Genomic DNA, 22298 nt, shown 5'->3' on the forward strand with positions numbered 1-22298 from the left:
GCTTGTCATGTATCACTCTTCATCTATCACATGTACAGTTTCTTCACCGAAAAGATCTTTTGCTTTTTGAGCAATATCTGTTTGTTGTGCTTGTTGCTTTGGCATATCATCGCCTTCGTTTTTACGATTTTGTAAATACTCCGTTCGAACTCTTTGCCATTGATCTGATGGTACACCAACAACTTTAACGTTTTTATTAACGATATTACATACAACACTTTCTATACTACTACGTTTCTCGTCGTCTTTATTGACGATTTCACAATGGATCTCTTCCTCAAATTTCACAAGTACGTGATCTTCACTTGCCGCCACAGGTTCCGAATTTTGCAATAAACTAACGAGTGATTTTTTATCATTGTTTTTGGCATGGTCAATCACTTCTTGCCAATGATCTTTCAACAATTTGATATCTGCCTTATTCGCTTTATCTAGCACTTTTGCAATTTGTTGCATTGAAAATGCATTTTTAGATTTTTGTATACCTCTCGCAGGCTTTTTCGAAGATTTTTGAGTAGGAGCAACACTCACTCCTTGTGCTTTTAGTGTTTTTAGTTCTTGCTCTAACTGTTCCATACGTTGCAACAATACATCTGTGTTTGGCGATGAAGCAATTTGTGCTGGTTCAGCTACATTCGCAATCACTTGTGGTTGACCCTTAATCTGCTCAGCTAATTTTACTAACAATACTTCAAAATGAACGTTTTGATTCACACTAAAACGAATCGACACTAATGTATCATTAATAAGATCAATCATTTGATATAACATATCTAATTCTAAGTTCATCAGTGCTCGATACTCAGTATCTTTCTCAGATGTTTTATTCATAATCGTATCTCTGACAAAATAAATCATATCATTTATTAGGCGATTCACTTCTTTACCTTCTGTTATAAACTGATGGTATTTTTTAAAAGATGCTTGTACGTCACCTTGTACAATATCATCAAACAAGTGATCCAACGCTTCATCATGAACGCTACCCGTAACATTTAGGGCATCTTGTAATGTCAATGTGCCATCGCCGAAAGCAATAGCCTGATCCATAATACTTAATGCATCACGCATACCCCCTTCAGACGCTTTAGCGATAAATGCCAAGGCTTCATCTTCACATTCAATTTGTTGTGCATCTGCTACAAATTTTAAACGTTCAACAATTTGATCTAGGCTAATTGCTTTAAAATCAAAACGTTGTGCCCTAGAAATGATTGTTGGAGGGATTTTATGTGGTTCTGTCGTTGCCAATATAAAAATAGCGTGTGCTGGAGGTTCTTCTAACGTCTTTAAAAGGGCATTAAAAGCACCTGTTGTTAGCATGTGCACCTCATCTATAATATAAACTTTATATTTCGATTCACTTGGTGCATATTTAACTTTGTCTCTAATATTTCTTATTTCATCAACGCCATTATTACTAGCAGCATCAATTTCTATCACATCTGAATTAGTCCCCTGCGTAATGCCTTTACAAATATGACATTCATTACAAGGTTCTCCATCAGTGCTATTTAAACAGTTGATTGCTTTAGCAAACACTTTGGCAATACTCGTTTTCCCCGTACCTCTCGGACCACTAAAAATATATGCATGCGACTGTTTTTCTTTCGAAATCGCATTGCGCAATGTCTTCGTGACATGTTCTTGTCCGACGACATCCTCGAAACTTTGGGGTCTGTACATACGATATAAGGCTTGATAATTCAAGTTAGCACCTCCATAAACAATTACCTTTCATTATAGCATGATAATACCTTTACTTCTTAAATGAACAATTAATAAAAATGTTCTGGAAATTTTACGATTCCGTGTGGTGCATCCGTCAAATTATCCCATAAATATTTTACAAGTAACGGTGCATCACCAGATTCTAATTTAATGTCATGCTCAGCAGCATTTTGATAACCCAACTTTTCAAAGTAGTCAAAACAATGGTCTACAACAACCGTACTATACTCTTGCGCTTTTGCACGCTCTTCTACTGCTTGAACCAAGCCACGACCTAATTTTTGTCCACGCAATTCAGGGTTGACTGATAAAGAAGCAATCGCCAAACCATAATACGTCTTATCATCACTATTCATTTCTACTTCAATTAATAAAACGTGTCCAACGACATCGTTATTTTCATTTTTCGCAATTACTTCTAATTCAAAATTATAGCAAGGAGATTTTCTTAAATGTTTTACTTTCGCACGTGCTTGCCAACTCGTTTCAGGATTATCATCAAAACTTTCTTCAATACTATTTAAAGATTTATCATAATCTAACTCTGTTAAAGTACTTAAATATATTTGCATATGTCCTCCGTAGGCATTTGATTGTCAATAATCATAACGTATCTCATTAATAATTCTATTGTAAGGTACTCCCCCTCATTTCACCATCATTTCTTTATCATCAAATAATAACTTCTTACTTTTTATATCCGTAAAAAATCATTCAAACTGCGCATCCATTCCACTTGAATCAAACTTCATATATAAAAAAGCTACTTCCCACAAACATGTTCCACGTATAATACGCTGAATTGTCTTCAAGAAAGTAGCTTCTATAATTATATATTTTCAACTCTTAATAATCGGTTTAATATTTTTAAAAATAAAAAACCGTGCACCTAAGCATCGAACGTAATTCACGAACGTAACCAAAGTCGTTAGCTAAATCTCGGCTACCCTACGGCACATATGATGATCCACTTAATGCTGCTTCCGTCAGGACCTGACATGGTTCATGGGTTCATATTGCATAGGACCGAAATCTTCAAACACTACGTGCTTTGGGCAGACTTCGCAAAAATACGGCCTCAACAAAGGATTTAAGCCTCGCATAAAGCGGATTTCGAGTACAGGGAACCGCTACCTCCCCACCTAGCACGGCAAGATATATATTACTATATTTTAATAGTTAATTGCAAGTATAAATCATTTATATCATTGTTTACTTTGTACGACGTCTTGAGAAGTCATTAAATTTAAATTCATTTGCAAGATGTTTTGAAATATTATATTGAAACGGCATTGTATTTTCTAAATACACAATACTTCGAACTGTTGCTGAATAAGCCACTGATACATCACCAAACAATTGATATGCTTGTTCATCAAACGGTTCAAAAGTAATAGACTTACTTGAATAACTAATATTAAGATTTAATACCTTTTCCAAATAATCATAAATAGAATCACTCGCAACATCATTACCTATGTCTGAAACAATCGACTTTAGAAAATAATCTTCATCAACAATCTTCACATGTTGGTTAAGCCGACGAGTTCTAACAATATGAATGAGTGATTCACTAGAATTGATGTTTAAAGCATGTTGAACTTCTGGCACTTCATGCGCTTCAACAACCTCATTCACAACAACTTCAGTTAAATATGCGACACCCATTTCTTCTTGCATTTCTTTAAAACTAACAAGTTCAGAAAATGGAAACTCTGTAACCTCTTGATAAATGACAAGTGACCCTTTACCATGAATCTTTTGAATCATGCCGTCTAATGCCAACAAATCTAATGCCTTACGCACGGTCTCTCGAGATGACTGGTACAATTGCACCAAATCATGTTCAGACGGAATTTGTTCACCATATTGAATCTGCCCGTTTAATATATCTTCTTTCAACGCCTCATAAATCTTCATAAACTTTTTTTGTTTCGCCATATAAACGCATCCACTCAATTTATTTTACGCGTTTGTTTCGATTACAATTGCACCAAACCCGCTTATCGTATTATTTTCCACTGTACCAGTTTGAATCACAACACGACCTTCGCACGCCAATCCTTCTGGCAAATCAACAGCCGATGCTGAGAAATTCGCAATTACTAGCCATTGTTGATTCTTATAATGACGTTCATAAACAAATAAATGATCATGATCCATAAAACGTGGCACAATGTCTCCATACGTAATAATATCATGCGTATGTCTTAATTGTATTAATTTTTGATACGTATAGAAAATAGAATCTTTATTCTGAAGTGCTTGTCTAACGTTGACCTGATGATAATTTTCCGAAATATCAATCCAAGGCTTACCAGCTGTAAATCCAGCATTAACATCATCACTCCATTGCATAGGCGTTCTCGAATTATCTCGTGACTTCTGTCCTAAAATCGCTAACACATCCGCTTCAGCATGCCCTTCACTTAACAACTGATGGTAGGCATTAATCGATTCAACATCACGATATTGTGCTATTGATGTAAAATGTGGGTCCGTCATACCAATTTCTTCACCTTGGTAAATATATGGCGTCCCTTGCAACATATGCAGTGCGATAGCTAACATTTTAGCACTTTGTATCCTCATCTCTTCCGACGTATCATCACCAAATCTAGACACTACCCGTGGCTGATCATGATTACACCAGAAAATCGCGTTCCATCCGCCACCGTCATAAATACCTCGTTGCCATTGCATCAGAATTTCCTTTAACTTATGAAAATCAAGCTTCGCATTTGTCCACTTTTCACCATCAACATAATCAACCTTTAGATGATGAAAATTAAAAACACTATTCAATTCTTGGCGTTCTGGCTGTGTATACTTAATACAATTTTCAATCGTCGTCGAAGACATTTCTCCTACAGTCATCATGTCAGTGTTACCAAACGTTTGACGATTTAATTCATGCAGAAACTCATGCACTCTAGGACCATCCGTATAAAATTCTTTACCTATTTTGTCAGAGTCCTTAAATTCACCTTTAGAAATTAAGTTAATGACATCAAATCGAAAACCATCAACGCCGAAGTCTATCCAATGATTGACAATGCGATATAACGATTGACGTACTTCCGGATTATCCCAATTTAAATCAGCTTGACTGACATCAAATAAATGTAAATAATATTCATCTGTCTCAGAATCATACTTCCATGCATTACCTCCGAATTTGGAATGCCAATTTGTTGGAGGCCCATCTTCAGATGCTTTAAAAAAGTAATAATCTCTATATGGATTGTCTTTAGATTTACGAGCCGCTTTAAACCATTCATGCTCCGTCGATGTATGATTGATTACAATATCTAACATCACTTTAATACCTTTTTCATGCGCAACATTAATTAACCTTTCAAAATCATCCATCGTACCGAAGTCCTCATTTATTTCTAAATAATTGCTTATATCATAAGCATTATCATTCATTGGCGATTCATACACTGGTGTTAACCAAATATAATCAACACCTAACAATTTGATATAATCTAATTTTTCTATAATACCGTTGATATCACCTATACCATTTCCTGTCGTATCATTAAATGACTTAGGATATATTTGATATACTACTGACTTTCTCCAATCTATTTCTTTCAACACACGATGACCACCTTATAACATAATAAAAGGCGTCCAAATAACGAACGCCCCTTTTTTATTTTATTAATCTTCAACAATTTCTTTTGCTTTTTGTTTACTAAAATTAGACATCACAATCGTTAATATACATGGTACAACAATTGCAATTCCTGTTACAACAAGATATACATGCCAAAATTCTTTTTGATTGTTGATTTGTCAATTTAAGTGCAACAGTTCATCACATAAAACTTCATAAGGAAACTTCCAATTTAAACACTTTCTTGGTCGATAATTAATTGAGTCTAATGCATAGTTAAGTTGCTCTTGATTTACTTTAGCTAAGTCTGTTTTCTTAGGGAAAAATTCTCTTAGTAAACCATTGGTATTTTCATTTGTACCTCTTTGCCATGCGGAATATGGATCAGCGAAGTAGACATTAATATTAAATTGGTTTTCAATATTTTGATAACAAGAGAACTCTTTCCCTCTATCGACAGTAATAGTTTTAACGGCACCTTTAGGTAGATGTTTGATAAGGTTATTAATTGCCGTCTCCATAGAATTAGAGGAACGATCAGGCATAAGTACACAATAATAATAACGTGATTTTCTTTCTGCGAAAGTAGCAATGCACCCTTTACTTTTGCCTCTGCTGGATACAATTGTGTCAGCTTCCCAATGACCGAATGTATTACGTTTCTTTATTTCCTTAGGACGTTGTGAAATAGGACGGCCAATATTAAACTTACCTCTAGTTTCTTTAGGTTTCTGTCTTTTTCCTTTTTGACGAAGGCATGAAATAAGTTCGAAATTAATCATATTAGAGTTAATCCATCGATAGATGGTTTTAAAACAGATTTGGTTTTGTAATAGACGACCTACGATTTGTTCAGGAGACCAGTGGCATTTTAAATAATATTTAATGATATTACCAAGTTCTGGAGTAAATCGAGTAGGACGACCACAAAGTTTTCTTTTGGTTTCATAATTTTTTTGAGCTGTTTCAGCTTGATATGACTGATTTAAATTATTCCTACTAATTTCACGTGAGATAGTAGATACAGATCGTTTTAATTTACGTGCAATAGATCTTAAAGAATAATTTTCTTGACGTAAAACCTCTATACGTGCGCGTTCAGTTAGTGTAAGATGGTTATAGCTCATGTTGGCACTCCTTGTATGTGTTTTTGTGGTTATTAACATCTTACAACAAAGTGCCAATTATGGGCATTTTTTATGAATTTTTATAGGTGTTGCACTTAATATTACAATCCGTCGAATTGAAATGAATGCCGGTACACCACCAACACCAACTTTTCCAAGTACATTATTCATACCAACGATTGCCCCTAATACACAAGACGTTGATATTGCGGCGATAAATGGATATTTTAAAGGTAAGTTCACACCAAACATGGCTGGCTCCGTAACACCTAACATACCAGAAATACAAGATGTTAATGCTAAACCTTCTTCTTTAACCATTTTACGTCGTTTATAGACAAACCATGCACCAAATGCTGCTGAACCTTGACAAATATTTGAGATTGCAACAATTGGCCATAAGTATGTACCGCCTAAACTGCTACCCATTAATTGGAAATCTACTGCTAAAAACATATGATGCAAGCCAGTAATTACAAGCGGTGCATATAGCAAACCATAAATTGCGCCACCTAACCAACCAGCATGTTGGAATATAAATGTAACACCAGATGTAATACCTGTACCAATCAATAATGCAACTGGTCCAATGATAATAAATGCTAAAAATCCAGTAACTAAAAGCGCTACGGGTCCAACGACCAACATTTTTATCGAATCGTGAACAACTTTATTTAATCCTTTTTCAATTTTAGCTAGAACATAAACTGCAATTAAAACAGGCAACACTTGACCTTGGTAATTCAACTGCTTAATCTCTAAGCCAAATAAATTCCACGTCGGAATATTACCTTTTGCCAAATCATACTGAGATACTAATTGCGGGTGCATTAAAATCAAACCTAAGACTAAACCTAGAATCGGACTACCACCAAATACACGCATACTACTCCAACCAATTAATGCTGGTAAGAAAATAAATGCCGTGTTTGCTATGACGTTTATCATATTTGAAATATCAGCTATTTGTGGATACATCACAATGAGTTCTTTCGGACCAAATAATCCTTTCATTGTAAGTAAATTATTGATCCCCATTAACAAACCAGCTGTCACAATCGCAGGTAATATTGGTATAAAAATATCCCCCAACAATTTAATCAAACGTTGTACTGGATTCCCTTTTTGCGCAGCTGCTTTTTTCGCTTCATCTTTAGAAGCTTCTTGAGCACCTGTTTCATCAATAAACTGCTTATACACTTCATCGACTGTTCCTGGACCAATGACAATTTGATATTGATGGTCTGCTTTGAACTGCCCTTTAACTAAAGCATTATTACTTAACGCTTCCTTATCAACTTTACTTTCATCTTTAAGTACTAAACGCAATCTTGTTACACAATGTGTTGCAGCTTCTAGATTATCCTTTCCCCCAATTGCGGTAACGATGGCTTTTACATCTTCTCTTTTTACAGCCATGAACTTCACTCCCTTAATGTCTTAAAAAGAGTATAACTTGTCTAGACAAGTTATGCAAAGGCTTTCATGAAAATATTTTAATATTTCACAATTATCTAGTTTAGATATTTAAGAAAATCAAATGGCTACGACTACATTTATAGCATGAATTTTCGCTACAATAGCATTATCCATAACCTCCAAACGCATACACTATGTTAAAGAATAAGCTGTATTATCATACCCATACCCAAATAGTAATTTCCATGCCCAAGCAAAGACTCCTACGTACATCACCAAATAAAAAAGACATTCAGCCATGTGTCATTCAAAAGCCAAATGTCCTTTCTATTTCAATGCCTTATCATTTCTATAGCCAAAAATACGACCCATTCAAAGACAAATAAAAAAGGTAAATACTCAAAATTTGAGCACTTACCTTCATTATATATAGTATTTAATATAAATATTGATGGCGGAGGAAGAGGGATTCGAACCCCCGCGAGCCGTTAAGCCCCTGTCGGTTTTCAAGACCGATCCCTTCAGCCGGACTTGGGTATTCCTCCTAAACACAATATTTATCATATATGAACGTTCTGTAAAAGTCAATATTGTTTTTAAGCATTACATGATTACCACAAATCATTGTCTTCCACTACAGTTGACCTATAAAACGAATGTAAAAAATCACTACTTATAATTAATCTATTAGTTGTCTTACAAACCTTTATTTTTAGGTTACAAAGATGGCATGTGACGTTGATAGATACTAAGTCGCTTCCTTTTCAATTCAGCACCATACAACGTCAACGCGAACATCATCATTGTCACACAAAGATTATACACAAACTTTACTCGCTAAATACTGATCTACTGCTTTCGCTACGCCTCTACCTTCTTTAATCGCCCATACAACTAAACTTTGACCACGTCTAGCATCTCCAGCAGCAAATACTTTTTCATTATTAGTTTGATAGTTTGTATCATCAGCCACGATTCGATTTCTATCCGTTTTAATGTTAAAAGCATTCGGTACTGTTGGTTCTGTACCTTCGAAGCCGATTGATAATAATACAAGGTCAGCAGGCCAAAATCTTTCAGGTCCTTCTTTCATGACCATACCATTTTCGCCTTGCTCTAAAATTTGAGTATACAAACCACGTATATGTCCTTTATCGTCAACATCGTAACGCATTGTTTGAACACCATATGCACGTGGTTCCTTACCAAACTTAGCTTCGTACTCTTGGTGCGCATAGTCCATTTTAAACACCGGCATTGCTAAAGGCCATGATGCATTTTCTGTAAACGTAATTGCTTCTGGCAATTTCGTATATTTATTAAATTGAACAATCGACTTACAATTTTCTCTTAATGCTGTCGCTACACAGTCTGCCCCTGTATCACCAGCACCAATGATAATGACATTCTTATCTTTTGCAGTTATTGTTATATCATCAATTTCTCCATTTAACAGTTGCGTTTGTTCAGTTAAATAATCCATAGCGAAATGTATACCATCACCCATGCGTCCTTCTAAAGGTAAATCTCTACCTTTTTGTGCACCAGTACATAATATAATGGCATCATACTCAGATTCTAACGTTGCTTTATCAATATCAACGCCTACTTCAACACCATTAACGAAAGTAATGCCCGCTTCTTCCATTAACTTAATACGACGTCGAACCACATCTTTATCAAGCTTCATATTAGGTATACCATACATTAATAAACCGCCTGATTCTCTAGCACGTTCATAAATAGTCACTTGATATCCTAGTAGATTAAGTTCTTCAGCAGCAGTTAATCCTGCTGGACCGCTTCCAACGATTGCCACTTTTTCATCTCTACGGCGACTCGGAACTTTCGGCGCTACCCAACCATTTTCAAAAGCTTCATCAATAATTGTGCGTTCAATACCTTTAATCGCAATCGATTCTCTATTAATCTTCATCACACAAGCACTTTCGCATGGTGCAGGACATACACGCCCTGTAAAGTCAGGAAAGTTATTTGTTTCGCTTAAGCGTTCATAAGCAGTTTTAAAATCTTGATGATACACAAAGTCGTTCCATTCAGGAATGTAGTTTCCAATTGGACAACCTATTGTTTCCCTACCATACTGTTGTCCGGTTTGACAAAACGGCGTTCCACAATCCATACATCGCGCACCTTGGATAGAGGCATCTTCTTTAGTAAATCGTTGTTGATATGCTTTATGATGCTTCAAACGGTCTACCAGTGATAATTCACCTAAGTACTGTTTGTCATACTTCATAAATCCTTTAAATTCACCCATCGTATCTCCCCCTTTCCTTAATACACAACGGCTGGTTTATGTTTAGCGTCGATTGTTTTACTGTCATCGTAAAATGCAGCTAACATCGCTTCATCTTCATTGTCATGTAATGATTTGTGCAAATGAATTTTTTGCATCATTAATTGATAATCTTTAGGAATAACTTTAACGACGACATCTTCAATGCGATCAAAGTGTTTTAACACATGAATCGCTCTCGTACTATTCGTATGTGACACATGTTCTTCCAGCATTTGCTTAATGAATGCTTTTTCTTCTTGGTGTTTAATCTTTGTAAACGAAAGCGTATCTAGTTGATTATTTTCAACAAAAGCTTCTACATCAGACGGGATAACGTAAGCAATACCACCACTCATACCTTGACCGAAGTTCTTACCTACATCACCTAAATTAATGACATGTCCACCAGTCATGTACTCTAATCCATGGTCGCCGATACCTTCAACGACAACATCTACACCACTATTTCTAATACAGAATCTTTCTCCTGCACTACCGTTAATAAATGCCTTACCACCTGTCGCACCATAGAATGAGACGTTACCAGCAATAATTTCATTTTGTCGTTCTTCAAAAGGTGCTTTGACAATGACCGTACCACCAGATAATCCTTTACCAACATAGTCATTCGCATCTCCAGTATGATGAATCATTAAGCCTTTCGGTGCATATGCTGCAAGACTTTGACCAGCATGACCATTCGTATAAACATTAATTGTATTTTCAGGAAGTCCTGCTTCTCCATATTGTTTCGAAATCTCACTACCTGTAATAACCCCTACATCACGTTGTTCATTATTTACTGTAAAGCTACCTGTATAGCGACGCCCTTCAGCAATATATGGCTTCGTTACCTCATATAAATTTGTTAAATCAAATCCATGCTCAAGATTATGATTTTGTTGAATTTCTTTTGTGTTTGGCCCATCGAAAGGACATAACAGTTTTTCAACATCAATACTAGCCGCTTTGCTATTCGCTTTTAATGTTGATGATCGTTGTAATAAATCAGTTCTTCCAACTAAGTCTTCTACACGTTTCAAACCTAAAGATGCTAAAATTTCTCTTAATTCTTGTGCAATAAAATGCATAAAATTAACAACATGATGTGCTTTACCTCTATATAAAGCACGTAAATCTTTGTTTTGAGTTGCAACTCCTACTGGACATGTATCTTTATGGCATACACGCATCATAATACAGCCCAACACCACTAATGGTGCAGTTGCAAATCCAAATTCTTCCGCTCCAAGCGCACATGCGTACGCTACATCTTTACCAGTTAATAACTTACCGTCTGTTTCTAACTTAACACGACTTCTTAAGTCATTTAGTTTTAATGTTTGATGTGTTTCTGCTAAACCAATCTCCCAAGGAACACCGGCATGCTGTATACTCGTTTTAGGTGAAGCCCCTGTACCACCATCGTAACCACTGATGACAATTTTATCTGCAAATGCTTTCGCCACCCCAGATGCAATGGTACCAACACCTGTTTTCGAAACTAATTTTACCGCGATATCTGCATCTTTATTCGCATTTTTCAAATCATGTATCAGTTGCGCTAAATCTTCTATTGAATAAATATCATGATGTGGCGGTGGTGAAATCAGACCGATACCTGGCGTTGACCCTCTTGTCTTCGCAATCCACGGATATACCTTAGTACCAGGTAATTGACCACCTTCACCAGGCTTTGCACCTTGCGCAACTTTAATTTGAATTTCTTTGGCATGTTGTAAATAATCACTAGTTACACCAAAACGTCCAGAAGCAACTTGTTTAATCGCACTTACTTTGTTGCTTCCATCAACTTGTACTTCATAACGTTTTGCATCTTCGCCACCTTCACCACTATTACTCTTTCCACCTAATTGGTTCATGGCTTGTGCTAACGTTTCATGTGCTTCCGCTGAAATCGATCCATAACTCATCGCCCCTGTATTAAAACGTTTGACAATGTCACTTACCGGTTCAACTTGGTCGATGTCAATCGGTGTACATGCTTTAAATTCAAGTAAATGTCTAATGTGATCTGTTCTATTTTTGTTTACCGCTTCAGAGTATGCTTTAAATTGCGCATAGTCATTTTCTTTACATGCGTGCTGCAATAAGAAAATAGATTCCGGATTAAAAGCATGATGTTGACCTTGTTGTCTCCATTGGAATGTACTACCTGATGCAAGATAATTATCATCACTTTGTTGACGTTCTTTATTTTCAGCATCAATTTGATCAATCGAAATACCAGATAACTTAGACTGTGTTCCAGTAAAATAACGATCAATCACATCATGAGACAAGCCAATCGCTTCAAATATTTGTGCACCTTGATAACTTTGCACTGTCGAAATTCCCATCTTCGCCATTACTTTAATAACACCTTCCGACAATACATCCGTATATGTCTTAACATTATCGACAACGGTGCCTTGTAACCCTTCTGTCAATGTCAGTTGTTCAACTGTACGTTGCGCTAGGTATGGCACAATTGCATTCGCTCCATATGCGAGTAAACAAGCAACATGATGCACTTCTCGTGTCTCACCAGATTTAGCGACTAAACTTGTAGACATACGTAAATCTGCTTTAATAAGTAATTGATGCACATGACTTATTGCGAGTAACATCGGCATTGCAAAGCCATTGCCATCAACTAATCCACTATCATCTAACACTAGAATTTGAGCGCCTTGCTTTACAGCATCCACTGCTTCTCGGCCTAATACTTCTAACGCATCTTCCAAATTCCCTTCATATACCGTTGATAAATATGTTAATTTAAAATGCTCCTGATCAATCGCTGCTAAGTGTGATTCATTCAATACCGGTCTTTTCAATTGAATACGATCTAAAACCGTTTCGTCAGGTGCTAGTAAGTTACCTTCGCCACCTAAATAAGAAAGTTCACTCGTTACGATTTTTTCACGATACGCATCAATTGGTGGATTCGTAACTTGTGCAAACAGCTGTTTAAAGTAATTAAATAGTGATTCTGGTCGCTCGTTCAACACTGCAATTGGCGCATCATATCCCATTGCACCGATAGGATCCTTCTTACCTTCTACAAGTTCCTGAATATACTTATGAATCTCTTCTTTCGTGTATGCAAATTGACGTTGTAATTTAAATAACGTCTCATCTTTCCATTGCGAATCTTGATACTGTATATTTTCAAAATCAAAATCAACTTTATGGTTATCAATCCACGCTTTATATGGTAATTCTCCGGCAATCGCACCTTTTAAATCATTATTTTCAATGACTTTATTCTGTTTAAAATCAACAAGCAATAACTTTCCAGGATTCAATTGACCTTTAAAAGCAACATTACTTTCAGGTACGTCCACAACACCCACTTCAGATGAAAAGACAATAAAGTTATCTTTAGTAATCGTATAACGACCTGGACGTAATCCATTTCTATCTGTAAGCGCGCCAAGTTTGTCACCGTTACAGAACGAAATCATTGTAGGACCATCCCACGGCTCCATTAAATAACTATAAAATTCATAAAACGCACGTACATTTGCATCATTCGCTTCATTATATAACCAAGGTTCAGGTATGAGTAGCATCGCTGCCTTTTCTGGCTCCATGGCTAACGATAAGAACTCTAGCGCATTATCTACAATAGCAGAGTCACTACCATCCTCATCGACAATTTGAAACACTTTATGTTGATCCTCACCAAATAATGTTTCGATTAATTTATGTTGACGTGCTCGCATCCAGTTCACATTACCTTTAATCGTGTTAATCTCACCATTATGCATTAACATACGGTTAGGATGCGCCCTTTTCCAACTCGGGAATGTATTCGTACTAAATCTCGAATGCACTAACCCTAGCTTTGATTGATATAAATCATCCGATAAATCTGTATAGAATTTTTTAATTTGGTCTGATCGTAACCAACCTTTATATACAATTGTTTTGCGTGATAAGCTCGTAAAATACAATTCTAAATCGCACTGAGTCGAATAGAACTCTAATTGTTTTCTCGCTAAAAACAAATGCTTTTCAACATCTTCAATGTCCCTAATATCAATAAACACTTGTTGAATGACTGGCATCGTATCTGCTACATGTTTAGCAATGGCATCTTTATTAACTGGTACATTACGATAACCAAGAATTGATAACCCTTCGCCTTCAAAATATTTTTTAAAAACTACTTCATGTTCAGAACCTAAAATGCGTTCTTTGGAAAAAAATAACCCCACGGCATATTCACCTTCACCTGGGATATCAAAGTCCGTTACATGTTGTTTGAAAAATGCAAAAGGTATTTCAGTCATAATACCTGCGCCATCACCAGTGATGCCATCTGCGCCGACCCCGCCCCTGTGATCTAAACGTCGCAACATTTCAAGCGATTTATCAATGATGTCGTGAGACCTTTTATTGTCCATATTCGCATAAAAACCAATACCACACGCATCATGTTCCTCACGATAGTCATATAAGCCTTTAATTAATTTCTCATTGTGCATGATGCACACCCCTTTTTTAGAATATTCTGATATTAGTTATTAATGATAATTACTATAATCTAAAAAATTTATCTGTTCAATATATAAAATAGAAGATATTCATCTAAAAAATAGAACATTTATCAATAATATTGCTATAATAGTTACAAAACACTCATTTTTGGAGGTGCCTATATCGCTATGGAAATTAAACAATTAAGATATTTTATCGAGGTCGCTAAAAGAGAACATATCTCCGAAACAGCACTTGAACTAAACATTGCTCAATCAGCGATAAGCCGTCAAATTACATTATTAGAACAAGAACTTAATGTGTCATTATTTAAAAAGCAAGGACGTAATATTACGCTCACATCTGAAGGGAAATTATTATTTAATGAAGCTCTGCGTATTATTGAACATTTAGATAGCACGATTGAACAATTTCAAAGTCATGGATTAACTAAAAATAAAAGCATCTACATTGGCTATAATGAGAGTGACGTATCCCACATGTTACTACCACTTATCCAAACGTTTCATTTACAAAATGATACACATGTCATCCCTAATTTATTAGAACATGACACAATTATAAATAGCGTATTAAATGGAAATATAGACATTGGTTTCACGGAACTTACACCAGAAATACGTAAACACAAACAATTACATATGCTACCTTTATTCGAAGAGCACTATCATTTATATGCGCCTTCAGACGATCCAATCACGATGGCGACACACCCACCATTAATTCAGTTTGAGCATAGTCATATTTATTGCTTGGGACCATTTGCCGAATCTGTAAAAAAACAATTGCGTAAGATTACTAAATCAGATGTATACACAATCAGTAGCCAACCACTTGCGCAGTATCTCCTTCGTCAAAAAGAAGGTTACATCATTTCATCACAAAATATACATTTACCAGAATCTAAATCATGTATAGATATAAAATTAGACCATACTGAATTAAAAAGAACGATATGTGCTATTACGAAAGAACCTTATACGAAGAGTGATATTGGTATCTTATTAACACTCATTCAACAATTAATGACTAAAACGTCTACATTCCATTAAGCCATTCGACTCTATCAATGATGATTTTCGTTATACATTTCACAGTAATATCTTTGAAAATAAAAAATTAAGGGCGTATAATCACCATATTAATTCATTCATAGAATTGGGGTTTTGTTTTTGAAATATAGAAATTTATTTACAAAGCCATTTAATATAATTTTAGGTTTGTTCTGCATCGCATTCATTGGTGCTATTTTATTCACATTCAATAATGAGAACTTTTACAACAAACCAATTGGTCAAATTATAGATGTCAAACATGTTTCTTCGACACCTACAAAAGATGCACAAAATAATCGTGATATTAAATATAAAAATCAATTAAAAGTCAAAATATTAAATGGTCAATTTGCTGGAGAAACGACGACGATTAATCATCAGTACGTCAAATCGCAAGCAGATTCTGAGGCATTTCGCACACACGAAAAAGTATTATTACATATTTCTAACAAGCCGAGTGATGCTTATATTATAGAAAAGAAGCGTGATACCTTAACGGTTATCATCACTGGTTTGTTCTTATTAACTGTATTATTGGTTGGTCGCAAAGTCGGACTGCAATCGATTTTATCGTTAATCTTGAATTCTATTGCCATATTAATCGCAATTTACATTCATATTCAACATAGCAATATTAATTTATTCTTACTCATGACCATTGCCATGATCTGTTCAACAATACTCACTTTATTGCTCGTTACAGGCTGGCATATGCGTACACTCATTACCATAGCCAGTACAATTATCGGAACTTTTTTGAGTATAGGTTTAACAGAATTAATCATATATATGACAGATGGTAAAGGCATTAAATATGAAACGATGAACTTTTTATCATTACCACCGAAAGATATCTTCCTAGCCTCAGTGTTAATAGGTTCACTTGGCGCTATTATGGATGTTGCAATTACAATTGCTAGTGGTATGCATGAAATTTTACAGCGTACGCCGCACATTTCAATGAGGAGATGGGCGCTTGCTGGGCGAAACATAGGCCAAGATATTATGGGAACAATGACTAACATCTTATTATTCTCATATTTATCCGGTGCACTACCTATGTTTTTAATCTTTTTAAAAAATGCCAATACAGTGACTTATACTATTTCGATGAATTGGTCGTTAGAAATTGCGCGCGCACTAACAGGCGGTATAGGTATCGTACTTACAATTCCTATCACAATATTGTTTATGGAAATATTTGAAACATTAAGGAGGGCGAAACAATGAATGCTGTATTTATATTGGCGTTATTGCTCCTCTTTCTGATGATAATTTTCGGAGGTAAAAAGGGATTCATCTCTTATTTAACCCTATTTTTAAATTTCGCTATTTTAATTATTAGTATTGTATTGATTATTTTTGGCGTACCGATTTATGTCGTCACATTCTTTTTCTGCATTATTATTGGCGCTTGTAATTTATTCGTACTCAATAGTTACAATGTTAAAACACAAGCTGCATTTATCAGCACTATCGTTACAACAATATTGTTGATTACACTCATTTATTTATCGGTCTACTTCGGTCATCTACAAGGCTTTTCAACCGAACAACAAGATGAAACATATGTGTATTCAATGAATATTGGCATTGATATGATTCAATTTATGGTGTTCACTATTATTCTTGCTGTTATTGCAGCTGTGATAGATTTAACGATTACCATTAGTTCACCCATTTATGAATTGCATCAAGTGAATCCAACACTTACGCAATACGAATTATTCCAATCTGGCATGCGTGTTGGTAGAGAAATTTTAGCGACATCTGCGAACACGATTTACCTTGCCTTTTTTGGTGGCCAACTTGCTTTATTTATTTGGTTTTTCAAACTTAAATATTCATTTGGTCATATTATAAACTCGAAAATATTTGCCCAAGAATTTATTTCTATTATTTTAGGCGGTATTGCCGTTGCAATCAGTATTCCGATTACGGCTTGGATTACGGCATTTTTAATAAAAAGACCATCTCGACAGCGCAAAAATGATGAGTCTATCAATTAATCGCAACTAGCAATATAACTTAAGGTAAGTGACCTGTGGATATATGTCAATTGTTCCCTAGGTCGCTTTTTACTATAGTAAATTGTCCGGTGGTCTATAACAAAAAGCACCTTTATTCATCATTAATTGTTGTGGTCGACGATGAGTAAAGATGCTTTTAAATTTAATTTATTTTATAGTTAGCGCCATAATATGAACAGGTCTTCCGACGAACATACTATCTCCCATATATTGATATCCTTGTTGGCGATAAAGTGCCATGGCATGTGGATTGTCAGTATTAACCGTTAACACAATCTCATTAATATCCTGAAATGTTGAAGTGATAAATGACGCCAATTTTTCCATTACCACTTTACCTATTCCTCTTTTACGATAACGTTGATCAACACTAAATGACCTGAAAAATACTGCATCTTGGTTATCGCTAAATGGTGCGACACCTTTTCCACGATGTAATGTAAAAAAGGCCACACATTGCCTGCCATCCATTACAACGATGGGATACCTTTCATTATCAGACATTGCAGCTGTAATATTTTCCTCTGGCGTTTTAACAAACTTCAAATCACTTTCACTTAATTGAAAAGCTTCTAACATCGAATAATCTTGTGGGACATAATGTCGTAACATGATGGTGTCATTATTTGTCATGTTTACCATCATACGTTTCAATCCAAACTTTGACAGCAGGCGCAATCAACGCATCATTATCTTTATCAATCCAGCGTATATCCGTAATTTCATTATTGATAGTTACGTTTTCCCAATCGATTTTGGTTAATGCGCGAAATCCATTTAACTCAGTTAACATATCCTGTTGTGGATATGCAGGACCTACAATTGTCCCGATATATTCAATTTCATCCATTGTTAATGTTAAATTTAATTCTTCTTTTACTTCTCTTAACAGCGCGTGTACTGGTGATTCACCTTCTTCTATTTTACCACCTGGGAAATAATACTTTTCGCGATTCCTTACTTGAACAAGCAATATTTTATCAGCTGTTTCTTCTACTAAACAGACACATTTAATCATCTTTGACACCCCAACTTTGTGAAATCAATTTTTCAAATTATACTGTACAATTATGTTATCATATATGAGTAGTTATAGCGCAAAACGTTAGCAATTCAGCGCACCCAATTATTCCATATAAACAGAAGATACTAGGGGGAATTATTATTATGGCAAAACGTTCCAAATCACAACGTTTATCAAGTTTACTAAATGTCGCAGGTTTCATAGTCGACGGCTACAATGGCTATAAATATCATGCTAAAAATAAAAAATTAGTATATCTTTCATTAGGTTTAAGCACTGTAGGAACCGTGTTAGACTTTTACATTTCAATTAAGTCACCACGCAAGTTCAAAAAAGCAGTGGCAGTTGTTACTTTAATAACAAACGGTGCTAGATTATTTACAAGCATTCGCAAAGTAAAGCATGAATACTAAATCAGAAAAGGATTGGTCGAACATAGAGCATGACGTTCATTCGATCAATCCTTTTTCTTATACAAAAATTCCTATTACAATAATCACGACTTTGATAGTCACGCCATAAAGTTTAGGATTAAATCCAACTTTTCAGCTTGTGAAATGTAATAGGAATTCATTATATATATTTATATACGTAAGACTTTAGTGAATATATCTATAATTATTTACTTGGTAAGCTGGTACCGTTCTGTAAGTTAAAATACCTGGTGCAGCTGAATAGTTCATTTCTGAAACTAAAATACTACCATCGTTATTTACGCGTTCTACAAACATAACATGACCATAATAACCTACATCTGTTTGAGCGATTGAACCTACAGTAGGTCTATTGTCAATTGTGTAACCATCTGCAGCCGCTGCGTTATCCCAGTTATTTGCATTCCACCAATAAGTGCTAATACCTTTACCAATTTCAGCACGACGATTAAATACATGATATGTACATTGACCCCATGTATATAAGTTTTGGTGATTGAATACTGGTGTATTGTAACCTCTATTTGTCGTTGTAGTAGATCCTGAGTTCGTAGATGCATTACCAGTTACTTTCAATTTTTGACCCGGATAAATAAAGAAATTATTTAAGCCATTAAGTCTCATAATGTTTTGATATGTTGTACCATATTTTGAAGCGATTAATGACAATGAGTCACCTGCTTGTACTGTGTAATATGATCCACCGCTTGAATTCGTTGATGGACGGCTACTATTGCTCGTAGAATTACTTGAGCTTGCAGTACCTGATACTTTTAATTTTTGACCTGGATAAATAAAGAAATTATTTAAACCATTAAGTCGCATAATGTTTTGGTAAGTTGTACCATATTTAGATGCAATTAATGATAATGAGTCGCCTGCTTGTACTGTGTAGTATGATCCGCCACCTGAATTTGTTGATGGACGGCTACTATTGCTCGTAGAATTACTTGAGCCAGATACTTTTAATACTTGATTTGGGAAAATTAGATTAGATGTTAAATTGTTTAATGACTTTAATTTAGCAATCGAAATCCCATACTTATTTGAAATTGCCCACACTGATTCACCCGGTTTTACTGTGTGAGTTGTAGCCGCATTTGCTTGAGTTGCCGCAACAGCGCTAATCGCGCTTGTCCCAATAATAGCTGCAATTACTTTTTTTTGCACTTTAAAATCCTCCTCTTGCATAACTTTCCTAACATTCTTTTTATCCGAATTTATGAATACTACATCATTATACGATTTAATTATGTATAATAGGTTGATGTTTGATGACATTATGATTACAAAAAAATCATATACTGTGTCATCAAATTTTATAATTACCTCTTAAAATTATTACAACTTATTAGATTTTACAATATCTAAATTATTACAATTTCATAATATTTCACTATAAAATGATTACAATCCCTTTCTGTCTTTTGAAACATTTTTATAGGCAAACAAAAACGCCCTACAAACTTAAGCATGAACTATGCTTGTAGGACGTAATATAATTTATTTTGCTAATGACGTTTCTATTGCCTTAATCTCATCTTTAGATAAATTAACAGGTTTCTCTCCATCTTTGACATCTTCCTGCAACGCTTTTTGAGCTTCTTTTGAATGATACAATTCTACGATTTTAGCATATGTTTTGTTATCCAAGTCTTTGTCGTTAACTGCAACAATATTAATATATGGCTTTACAGCATCTGAATCTGATTTTTCCAAGAAAATCGGATCATTTTTTGGATCTTTCCCAGCTTTAGTTGCTACACCGTTATTAATAACTGCAATATCGACATCAGATAAAGCACGTGCAGTTTGTTGTGCATCTACTGCAGTAATTTTTAAATGTTTTGGATTTGACGTTATATCTTTCACTGTACCTGCTAATCCGAAATCTTTTTTCAGTTTTATTAAACCAGCTGCTTCTAATAGTTTAAGTGCACGTGCTTGGTTTGACACATCATTTGGAATGACAACTTTAGCACCATCTTTAACCTTTTTGACATCTTTAATTTTATCTGAGTAAACGCCCAACGGTGCCAAAACTGTTGTACTTAATGCTGAAATCTTTGTTCCTTTATGCGCCTTTTTATATTGATCTAAAAATGCAAAATGTTGGAATGCATTCATATCAATATCACCATCGTTTAATGCTTTATTCGGTAAATTGTAATCGGAGAAGTGCTTAATCTCCACATCAATATCATCTTTTTTAGCTAATTCTTTAACCTTCTCCCAAGCCTTAGTGTCATTTGACGCGACACCAATTGTTACTTTTTTATCATTGTTACTACCACACGCTGCTAATAATACAAGTGCTACGATAACTAACCCAATCAATCTTTTCATTCTATCAATTCCTTTCAAAATCTTCACTATATATCATCAATGTCTACGTATGAATCTAGCTAGGACATTCCCTAGCGTTTGAATCACTTGGACAATAACGACTAATACAATAACGGTAATAATAATGACCGTCGTATCAAATCTTTGATAACCATACACTAAAGCTAAGTCTCCTATACCACCACCGCCAACAGCGCCTGCCATCGCCGTACTTCCAATAAGTCCAATAATCGCAGTGGTAATTGCTAATACTAATGAACCTAACGCTTCAGGAATTAAAAAATATCTAATGATCTGTAGTGGTGAAGCGCCCATCGCTTTCGCCGCTTCAATAATCCCCTCGTCTACTTCCAATAATGAGTTTTCAACAAGTCTTGCAATGTAAGGTGCCACATATACTGTTAAAGGCACGATGGCAGCAGTCGTACCAATGGAAGTACCTACTACTAATTTTGTGAATGGCACAATCGCAATCAACAAAATAATAAATGGTAGTGACCTTAAAATATTGATTATAGGATTTAAAACTTGATGTATCACTATATTGGGCCATATGCCTTGTTTTCGAGTAATTACCAATAAGACACCTAATGGAATACCAATCACTGCTCCTAAAAATAAAGCAATAGATACCATATATAGTGTTTCGTATAATGCTTGTAATAACTGTGCACTGTCTAAATCAGAACCAAACAT

Annotated in this window: 17 protein-coding genes, 1 tRNA gene, 1 other RNA gene and 1 pseudogene; 4 read left to right on the forward strand and 16 right to left on the reverse strand. The window is 35.1% G+C overall.

What is annotated here, in order from left to right:
• Positions 1–12 precede the first annotated feature (12 nt).
• The 11 genes and pseudogenes from dnaX to gltB form a co-directional block, all read right to left on the reverse strand.
• Entirely contained in the window at positions 13–1710 is a 1698-nt protein-coding gene (gene dnaX / locus NST10_RS07800) for a DNA polymerase III subunit gamma/tau (RefSeq protein ID WP_001109044.1), read from the reverse strand.
• Positions 1711–1778: 68 nt separating this feature from the next.
• A complete protein-coding gene (locus NST10_RS07805) occupies positions 1779–2303 on the reverse strand; it encodes an N-acetyltransferase (protein WP_001167834.1) in 525 nt (174 codons plus the stop codon).
• A gap of 138 nt (positions 2304–2441) precedes the next feature.
• Positions 2442–2543, reverse strand: coding sequence for a hypothetical protein (locus NST10_RS07810; protein ID WP_001791573.1), 102 nt, complete (start codon positions 2541–2543; stop codon positions 2442–2444).
• Between the two features lie 69 nt (positions 2544–2612).
• An RNA gene (gene ffs, locus NST10_RS07815) (signal recognition particle sRNA large type) lies at positions 2613–2882 on the reverse strand.
• A 61-nt stretch (positions 2883–2943) separates the two neighbouring features.
• A complete protein-coding gene (treR, locus tag NST10_RS07820; RefSeq protein WP_001118676.1) occupies positions 2944–3672 on the reverse strand; it encodes a trehalose operon repressor in 729 nt (242 codons plus the stop codon).
• A 24-nt stretch (positions 3673–3696) separates the two neighbouring features.
• Positions 3697–5337 carry an alpha,alpha-phosphotrehalase gene (gene treC, locus NST10_RS07825; RefSeq protein WP_339209324.1) on the reverse strand — a complete coding sequence of 547 codons (1641 nt, stop codon included), beginning with the start codon at positions 5335–5337 and terminating at the stop codon, positions 3697–3699.
• Between the two features lie 198 nt (positions 5338–5535).
• On the reverse strand, positions 5536–6483 hold the full coding sequence (locus NST10_RS07830; RefSeq protein ID WP_000121211.1) for an IS30-like element ISSau1 family transposase: 948 nt from the start codon (positions 6481–6483) through the stop codon (positions 5536–5538).
• 108 nt (positions 6484–6591) lie between these two features.
• A pseudogene (gene treP, locus NST10_RS07835) lies at positions 6592–7902 on the reverse strand (PTS system trehalose-specific EIIBC component); the annotation flags it as partial.
• A 452-nt stretch (positions 7903–8354) separates the two neighbouring features.
• A tRNA-Ser gene (locus tag NST10_RS07840) sits at positions 8355–8447 on the reverse strand.
• Positions 8448–8719: 272 nt separating this feature from the next.
• Positions 8720–10183, reverse strand: a complete 1464-nt coding sequence (locus NST10_RS07845; RefSeq protein ID WP_000503579.1) for a glutamate synthase subunit beta — start codon at positions 10181–10183, stop codon at positions 8720–8722.
• Between the two features lie 17 nt (positions 10184–10200).
• Complete coding sequence (gene gltB, locus NST10_RS07850; RefSeq protein ID WP_000551353.1) at positions 10201–14700, reverse strand: glutamate synthase large subunit; 4500 nt, start codon at positions 14698–14700, stop codon at positions 10201–10203.
• Between the two features lie 180 nt (positions 14701–14880).
• Between gltB and NST10_RS07855 the strand changes: the two genes are divergently transcribed.
• The 3 genes from NST10_RS07855 (at position 14881) to NST10_RS07865 (ending at position 17777) form a co-directional block, all read left to right on the forward strand.
• The gene (locus NST10_RS07855; protein ID WP_000403921.1) at positions 14881–15765 is read left to right on the forward strand and encodes a LysR family transcriptional regulator; all 885 of its coding nucleotides are present in this window, start codon (positions 14881–14883) and stop codon (positions 15763–15765) included.
• A 114-nt stretch (positions 15766–15879) separates the two neighbouring features.
• Positions 15880–16998 (forward strand): YibE/F family protein, encoded by a 1119-nt coding sequence (locus tag NST10_RS07860; RefSeq protein WP_001794550.1) that lies wholly within the window; start codon positions 15880–15882, stop codon positions 16996–16998.
• Positions 16995–17777 carry a YibE/F family protein gene (locus tag NST10_RS07865; protein WP_000994677.1) on the forward strand — a complete coding sequence of 261 codons (783 nt, stop codon included), beginning with the start codon at positions 16995–16997 and terminating at the stop codon, positions 17775–17777. The genes NST10_RS07860 and NST10_RS07865 overlap by 4 nt, the downstream gene beginning before the upstream one ends.
• 168 nt (positions 17778–17945) lie before the next feature.
• Here NST10_RS07865 and NST10_RS07870 read toward each other — a convergent pair whose 3' ends face one another.
• Together NST10_RS07870 and NST10_RS07875 are read right to left on the reverse strand one after the other, a co-directional pair.
• Positions 17946–18431, reverse strand: coding sequence for a GNAT family N-acetyltransferase (locus NST10_RS07870; RefSeq protein ID WP_001793733.1), 486 nt, complete (start codon positions 18429–18431; stop codon positions 17946–17948).
• The gene (locus NST10_RS07875; RefSeq protein ID WP_000588518.1) at positions 18421–18816 is read right to left on the reverse strand and encodes an NUDIX domain-containing protein; all 396 of its coding nucleotides are present in this window, start codon (positions 18814–18816) and stop codon (positions 18421–18423) included. The genes NST10_RS07870 and NST10_RS07875 overlap by 11 nt, the downstream gene beginning before the upstream one ends.
• Before the next feature lie 149 nt (positions 18817–18965).
• Here NST10_RS07875 and NST10_RS07880 point away from each other — a divergent pair, with 149 nt between their 5' ends.
• On the forward strand, positions 18966–19235 hold the full coding sequence (locus NST10_RS07880) for a hypothetical protein (protein ID WP_001129473.1): 270 nt from the start codon (positions 18966–18968) through the stop codon (positions 19233–19235).
• Positions 19236–19421: 186 nt separating this feature from the next.
• Here NST10_RS07880 and aaa read toward each other — a convergent pair whose 3' ends face one another.
• From aaa to NST10_RS07895, 3 genes are all read right to left on the reverse strand, one after another.
• Entirely contained in the window at positions 19422–20426 is a 1005-nt protein-coding gene (gene aaa / locus NST10_RS07885; protein ID WP_001170274.1) for an autolysin/adhesin Aaa, read from the reverse strand.
• Positions 20427–20759: 333 nt separating this feature from the next.
• Positions 20760–21602: a dipeptide ABC transporter glycylmethionine-binding lipoprotein gene (gene gmpC, locus NST10_RS07890; RefSeq protein WP_000825534.1), complete on the reverse strand. Its 843-nt coding sequence runs from the start codon at positions 21600–21602 to the stop codon at positions 20760–20762.
• Between the two features lie 36 nt (positions 21603–21638).
• The gene (locus tag NST10_RS07895; protein ID WP_000467992.1) at positions 21639–22298 is read right to left on the reverse strand and encodes a methionine ABC transporter permease; all 660 of its coding nucleotides are present in this window, start codon (positions 22296–22298) and stop codon (positions 21639–21641) included.

This window comes from Staphylococcus sp. FSL W8-0305 (genome assembly GCF_037966415.1).
Lineage (GTDB): Bacteria > Bacillota > Bacilli > Staphylococcales > Staphylococcaceae > Staphylococcus > Staphylococcus aureus.